The sequence below is a fragment of the Salinigranum sp. genome (genome assembly GCF_041641895.1).
In the GTDB taxonomy this organism is placed as follows: domain Archaea; phylum Halobacteriota; class Halobacteria; order Halobacteriales; family Haloferacaceae; genus Salinigranum.
In genome coordinates this window covers 1-5,006 of record NZ_JBEPXO010000139.1, presented here as the reverse complement: position 1 = coordinate 5,006, position 5,006 = coordinate 1, and the positions used below count along the sequence as shown (strand labels likewise).

The window sequence follows — 5,006 nt, the reverse complement described above, 5'->3', positions numbered from 1 at the left end:
AACAGCAGGACGAGCACGAACAGCACGATGAGCAGCTCCGGCCCGCCCGGCAGCCCCGGGAACAGTATGATATTGGACATCGCTATCTCAGCTTAACCAAGTAGCAATTATAGGCTTTTTGGACCGCATATCACCACGAGGAATCGGTCCGAACGGGTGGCGAACTGGCGTGGAGGCACCGCCTGCGCACCCGACGCTGGCTGCGGTGCTACCCGCAACGGCTGCGTCTTCTCGTCCGGCCCCAGTTCGCCCGGGCGGTCACCCCTGCGTGCTCCTGCGTCGCTCACGCCTGCCGCGAACACAACCATGAAGCGACGGTCAGCCGAAGAGGACGTATGGTCGACGTCGGCGACACCGCCCCCGATTTCACCGCACCGATGGCAACCGGCGACATCGAGTCGTTCACACTCTCCGAGCACCTCGACGAGGCACCGCTCGTCCTCGCGTTCTTCCCCGCGGCGTTCACCACCACGTGCATGTCCGAACTCGCGACGTTCCAGGAGCGCCTCGCGGAGTTCGAGGCCGCCGACGCGAACCTCTACGCCATCAGCATCGACACGCCGTTCACGCTGAACGAACTCCGCGAGCGACACGGACTCGAGTACCCCCTCGTCAGCGACACCAACCGCGAACTCATCGAGGCGTACGACATCTCGATGGACTTCGAGAAGTACGGTGTCTACGGGCTCGCCAAGCGCTCGGTGTTCGTCGTCGACGGCGACGGCGACGTCACCTACGCCTGGGTGTCGGACGATCCCACCGTCGAACCCGACTACGAAGCGGTCGAAGAGGCGGCTCTCGCCGCCCGAGACTGAGGCTCTCGGCTCCGAACGCCCCGTCAGGTGAGACGGCGTCGGAGTATCCGTCGGCTTTTTTTCGTCGCCTCACGTCGAAGGAACGATGAGCGAACCAACCGGCGCTCGTACGTACGACCCCGACGCCGACCACGCGTTCCCCGACGAGAGACTCAACGAGGTCCTCCCCCACCTGCTCGACGACCCCGAGGTGACGACGCTCCTCGAGGCACAGAACGTCAACGCCGTCACGCGGAAGGGGTACAACGACCACGGCCCCAAACACATCTCCATCGTCCGCAACCGTGCCCTCCGACTGTACGAACTGCTGAAGGCCGGCGGCTGTGAGTTCAACGGCGCCGCGGACCAGGGCCTCGACGAGGCCGACGAACCGGTCATCGTCGCGTTCGCGGCGACGCTCCACGACATCGGGCACGTCGTCCACCGCGACGAGCACGCCTACTACTCCATCCCGCTGGCGTCGGACATTCTCGACCGCATCCTGCCGCAGTTCTACGACACGTCCGGCGCCGTCCGCGTCAAAGCCGAAATCCTCCACGCCATCCTCTGTCACCACACCGAAGAGACGCCGCTCACGAAGGAAGCGGGCGTCATCAGGGTCGCCGACGCGCTGGACATGGAGCGCGGACGCTCGCGCATCCCCTACGAGAAAGGAGGCCGCGGCATCAACACCCTCTCCTCGCAGGCCATCACGAACGTCATCCTCCGCGAGGGTGACGGCGTCCCCGTCCAGGTGGAAATCGAGATGGTCAACGCGGCCGGCGTCTACCAGGTCGACAACCTGCTGAAGGCGAAGCTGAGAGAGTCGATGCTCGAAGACGAGATCAGGATCGTCGCGGTCAACACGAAGTCCGACGACTCGCAGTTGGTCGAGCGCATCGAACTCTGAGGCTCCGACACAGGAGGGTCGAGGACGCAGGAGCGGGGCGGTACGAGGATGGGTCGGTACGGGGTCAGTCGTCCGCCGTGGACACGACCGACTCGATACCCTCGAGCTGGAGTGCACCGTGGAGGGTGCGGTTCGGGTAGGGGATGTTGATGTCCTCGGCGTCGAACCGTTCCTTCACGTTCGTGACGTACTCGCCGCGCGTCTTGACAAAGTCGGCACGGCTCGGGTTCTCGATCCAGACGCGCGACTGCAGGACGACCGAGGAGTCGCCCAGTTCGGTCAGCCGTACGGAGGGTGCGGGGTCGTCCATGATGTCCTCGTGCGACTCCGCCTCCTCCATGATAATCTCCGTCGCCTTCGGGATGTCGTCGTCGTAACCGATGCCGAACGGCACCTTCAGACGGAGTTTGTCCTTCGCGACGGGGTTCTTGACGACGCCGTCGGTCAACTGGGAGTTGGGTACCGTCAGCAGTTCGTTGTCGAACGTCCGGACGCGGGAGACGCGGAAGGAGATGTCCTCGACGATACCCGACTCGCCGTCCCACTCGATCCAGTCCCCGATTTTGAACGGACGGTCGGTGAAGATGAACACGCCCGAGACGAAGTTCTTGATGACGTCCTGCATCGCGAAGCCGATGGCGAGTGTCGCCGCGGCGGCGATGGTCGCCAGCGACGTGAGGAAGTTACCGTAGCCGGCGAAGCCGAACGCCACGGCGATGGCGACGAAGACGACCAGCACGCCGGCGATTTTCTTCAGCGGTCTGATGGCGTGGGTCTCGAGCCCCCGTGCCTCGAAGACCCGGTCGAGGATGGGGAACAGGATGGCGCGTCCGACGAGGTAGATGACGACGAACGCGACGACGAACGAGACGACCCCGCCGATGGACTCGGCGTACGGGACGCCGTTCTGCGCGAGGAAGCGACCGATGAAGCCACCGCCGCCGCCGGCCTGTAGGAGGAGACCCGTATTCATCGGAGCATCACCGCGGTGTGTCCACGCGTCTCGAAGAGGTCAGCGTCCACCCGTTCGGCGAGTTCCTCGGCGAGTTCTTCGGTCGACGTCCCACCCCGTGCCGCCCGGAGGAACTTCACCTTGACCAGGTCCCGGTCGTCCAACTGTCCCGCGAGTTCGTCGACGACTGACTCGACGCCAGCTTTTCCGACCCAGACGGTCACGTCGAGGTCGTGTGCCCGCTTTCGCAGCTCCTGTGCGCACATGCCACCGCCCGTTCGGACGCGGTTTATTTGTATCTTGGCTTTAATGACGGAGTTCGCCCTGAATATACATGCCGCCGTTTCGGGAGTGTCAGACCCGTCACTTGTACGGGTAGCGGGCGAGTTCGCCGCAGTCACAGGCGACGACGACCTTCCCCGACTGGAGACGGACGCGCGCGTTGACGCCCGGTCGGAGGTACGCGTCGCAGCGGTCGCAGGTGAACCGACGGAACCGACGCGGGAGACGGAGCCGATGGCGCTCGGCGACCCGGCGGGCGAGACGGACGTACTCCCGGGCGCGGTCGTCCTCGCCGTCGCGGACGGCCTCGCGTGCGAGCGTCTCGAGACGGTCGATCCGCTCTGCCGGGATGCCCATGTCCCCGATGGGTCGTCCGGCTGATAAAGGCGTTCCGGAGCGGCGTTCGAAGCGACAGCGTCAAACCGCTGAGCGGCGAGCGCCTCACCGTGCGCGTCCTCAACTACCTCGAACTGGAGTCACGGCTCAACCGGAGCGGCATCGGGACGGCGGCCGACCAGCAGCGGGCCGCGCTCCGGACGACCGACGTCGAGGTCCTCACGACGCCGTGGATGGGCGACTCCCCTGTCGCGGCCGCCGAGTACGGGCTTCGCGGCCGGGGCGCCTTCCGCGCGTTCGACGTCGCTCACTGCAACCTCATCGGTCCGGGGACACTCGCCGTCGCCCGGCACGCGAAGCGGTCGGACATCCCGCTCGTGCTTCACGCGCACGTCACGCGCGAGGACTTCGCCGAGTCGTTCCGCGGGTCGACGTACGTCGCCCGCCCGTTGGGGCGATACCTCCGGTGGTTCTACTCGCAGGCCGACCTCGTCCTCTGTCCGAGCGAGTACACGAAGCGAATCCTGGAGTCGTACCCCGTCGAAGCGCCCATCCGCCCGACGACGAACGGTGTCGACCTCGACTCGCTCGCCGGGTTCGAGTCCCTCCGCGAAGAGTACCGCGAACGGTTCGGCCTCGAGGGGATGGTCGTTTTCGCCGTCGGCAACGTCTTCGAGCGGAAGGGGCTGACGACCTTCTGTGAACTCGCCCGGGAGACGGGCTACGACTTCGCGTGGTTCGGTCCGTACGACACCGGCCCGCACGCCTCCACGACGGTCCGCTACTGGGTCGAGAACCCGCCAGACAACGTCACGTTCACCGGGTGGGTCGACGACAAACGCGGCGCGTTCGGCGCCGGCGACGTCTACCTCTTCCCCACGAAGAACGAGAACCAGGGCATCGCCGTGCTCGAGGCGATGGCCTGCGGGAAGGCCTGCGTCCTGCGGGACATCCCCGTCTTCGAGGAGTTCTACATCCACGGCGAGGACTGTCTGAAGTGCGACACCCACGAGGAGTTCCGCGAGGCGCTCCGCCGACTGGACGACGACCCCGACCTCCGCCGCCGACTGGGCGAGAACGCCCGAGAGACCGCGAGGGAGCACTCGCTGGACCGCGTCGGCGAGCGACTCGTCGAGGCGTACCGGGACGTGGCGGGCGACGCCGTCTGAGCGCCGGCGCGTCAGCGAGTCGGAAGCGATTAACCCCCGTGCCGTGAAGGGTCGTCGACATGGACGGAGCGTCGGTCGTCGTCTTCACCGACACCTACCTGCCGACGGTCAACGGGGTCACCTACACCATCAAGACGTGGCGCGAGCGCTGGGAGCGCCGCGGCGGCCGGATGGACGTGGTGTTCCCCCGGGCGGCCGGCCACGACCCCGACCCCGGCGAGTACTCGGTCCGGTCGGTCGCGTTCCCCTTCTACGACGGCTTCCGCGTCGCCGCGCCGAGAGTGCCCCGGCGGGTCCGCCGCGGCGACCTCGACGTCGTCCACTCACACACGCCGTTCAGCCTCGGCCTCGCGGGTCTCAGACTCGCCTCCCGCCGGGAGGTGCCGTTCGTCGCCTCCTACCACACGCCGACGGCAGAGTACGCCGACTACCTGACATCGAACCCGCGGCTCGAACGCGGCATCGAGTCGATGAGCACGCGCTACGAACGGTGGTTCCTCTCGCGTGCCGACGCCGTCATCGTCCCGAGCGCCGAGACGCGTGACCGTCTCGCGTCGCTCGGC

At 66.6% G+C, this 5,006-nt stretch carries 7 protein-coding genes and 1 pseudogene; 4 read left to right on the top strand and 4 right to left on the bottom strand.

Annotated features, from left to right (window positions below; all coding sequences use genetic code 11):
• A pseudogene (locus tag ACESK5_RS18785) lies at nt 1-80 on the bottom strand (twin-arginine translocase TatA/TatE family subunit); the annotation flags it as partial.
• Between the two features lie 255 nt (nt 81-335).
• On the opposite strand from ACESK5_RS18785, the gene ACESK5_RS18780 reads away from it, so the two are divergent.
• Both ACESK5_RS18780 and ACESK5_RS18775 read left to right on the top strand, forming a co-directional pair.
• Nucleotides 336-815 (top strand): redoxin domain-containing protein, encoded by a 480-nt coding sequence (locus ACESK5_RS18780; protein WP_372913114.1) that lies wholly within the window; start codon nt 336-338, stop codon nt 813-815.
• Nucleotides 816-900: 85 nt separating this feature from the next.
• Complete coding sequence (locus tag ACESK5_RS18775; RefSeq protein WP_372913113.1) at nt 901-1,704, top strand: HD domain-containing protein; 804 nt, start codon at nt 901-903, stop codon at nt 1,702-1,704.
• Between the two features lie 64 nt (nt 1,705-1,768).
• On the opposite strand, the gene ACESK5_RS18770 is transcribed toward ACESK5_RS18775, so the two are convergent.
• The 3 genes from ACESK5_RS18770 to ACESK5_RS18760 all read right to left on the bottom strand — a co-directional run bounded on the left by ACESK5_RS18770 (nt 1,769) and on the right by ACESK5_RS18760 (nt 3,295).
• Nucleotides 1,769-2,677 (bottom strand): mechanosensitive ion channel family protein, encoded by a 909-nt coding sequence (locus ACESK5_RS18770; RefSeq protein ID WP_372913112.1) that lies wholly within the window; start codon nt 2,675-2,677, stop codon nt 1,769-1,771.
• Nucleotides 2,674-2,922 carry a YhbY family RNA-binding protein gene (locus ACESK5_RS18765; RefSeq protein WP_372913111.1) on the bottom strand — a complete coding sequence of 83 codons (249 nt, stop codon included), beginning with the start codon at nt 2,920-2,922 and terminating at the stop codon, nt 2,674-2,676. Before ACESK5_RS18765 ends, ACESK5_RS18770 begins: the two co-directional genes overlap by 4 nt.
• Before the next feature lie 97 nt (nt 2,923-3,019).
• Nucleotides 3,020-3,295, bottom strand: a complete 276-nt coding sequence (locus ACESK5_RS18760) for a ribonuclease P protein component 4 (protein WP_372913110.1) — start codon at nt 3,293-3,295, stop codon at nt 3,020-3,022.
• A gap of 89 nt (nt 3,296-3,384) precedes the next feature.
• Between ACESK5_RS18760 and ACESK5_RS18755 the strand changes: the two genes are divergently transcribed.
• Together ACESK5_RS18755 and ACESK5_RS18750 are read left to right on the top strand one after the other, a co-directional pair.
• Nucleotides 3,385-4,443 carry a glycosyltransferase family 4 protein gene (locus ACESK5_RS18755; protein ID WP_372913109.1) on the top strand — a complete coding sequence of 353 codons (1,059 nt, stop codon included), beginning with the start codon at nt 3,385-3,387 and terminating at the stop codon, nt 4,441-4,443.
• 59 nt (nt 4,444-4,502) lie between these two features.
• A partial coding sequence (locus ACESK5_RS18750) for a glycosyltransferase (protein ID WP_372913108.1) occupies nt 4,503-5,006 on the top strand: 504 nt, incomplete at its 3' end.

Excerpts from the sequence above, each read along its gene's own strand:
- ACESK5_RS18780 (WP_372913114.1), top strand. The coding sequence starts at position 336 with ATGGTCGACGTCGGCGACACCGCCCCCGATTTCACCGCACCGATGGCA.
- ACESK5_RS18775 (WP_372913113.1), top strand. The coding sequence starts at position 901 with ATGAGCGAACCAACCGGCGCTCGTACGTACGACCCCGACGCCGACCAC.
- ACESK5_RS18770 (WP_372913112.1), bottom strand. The coding sequence starts at position 2,677 with ATGAATACGGGTCTCCTCCTACAGGCCGGCGGCGGCGGTGGCTTCATC.
- ACESK5_RS18765 (WP_372913111.1), bottom strand. The coding sequence starts at position 2,922 with ATGTGCGCACAGGAGCTGCGAAAGCGGGCACACGACCTCGACGTGACC.
- ACESK5_RS18760 (WP_372913110.1), bottom strand. The coding sequence starts at position 3,295 with ATGGGCATCCCGGCAGAGCGGATCGACCGTCTCGAGACGCTCGCACGC.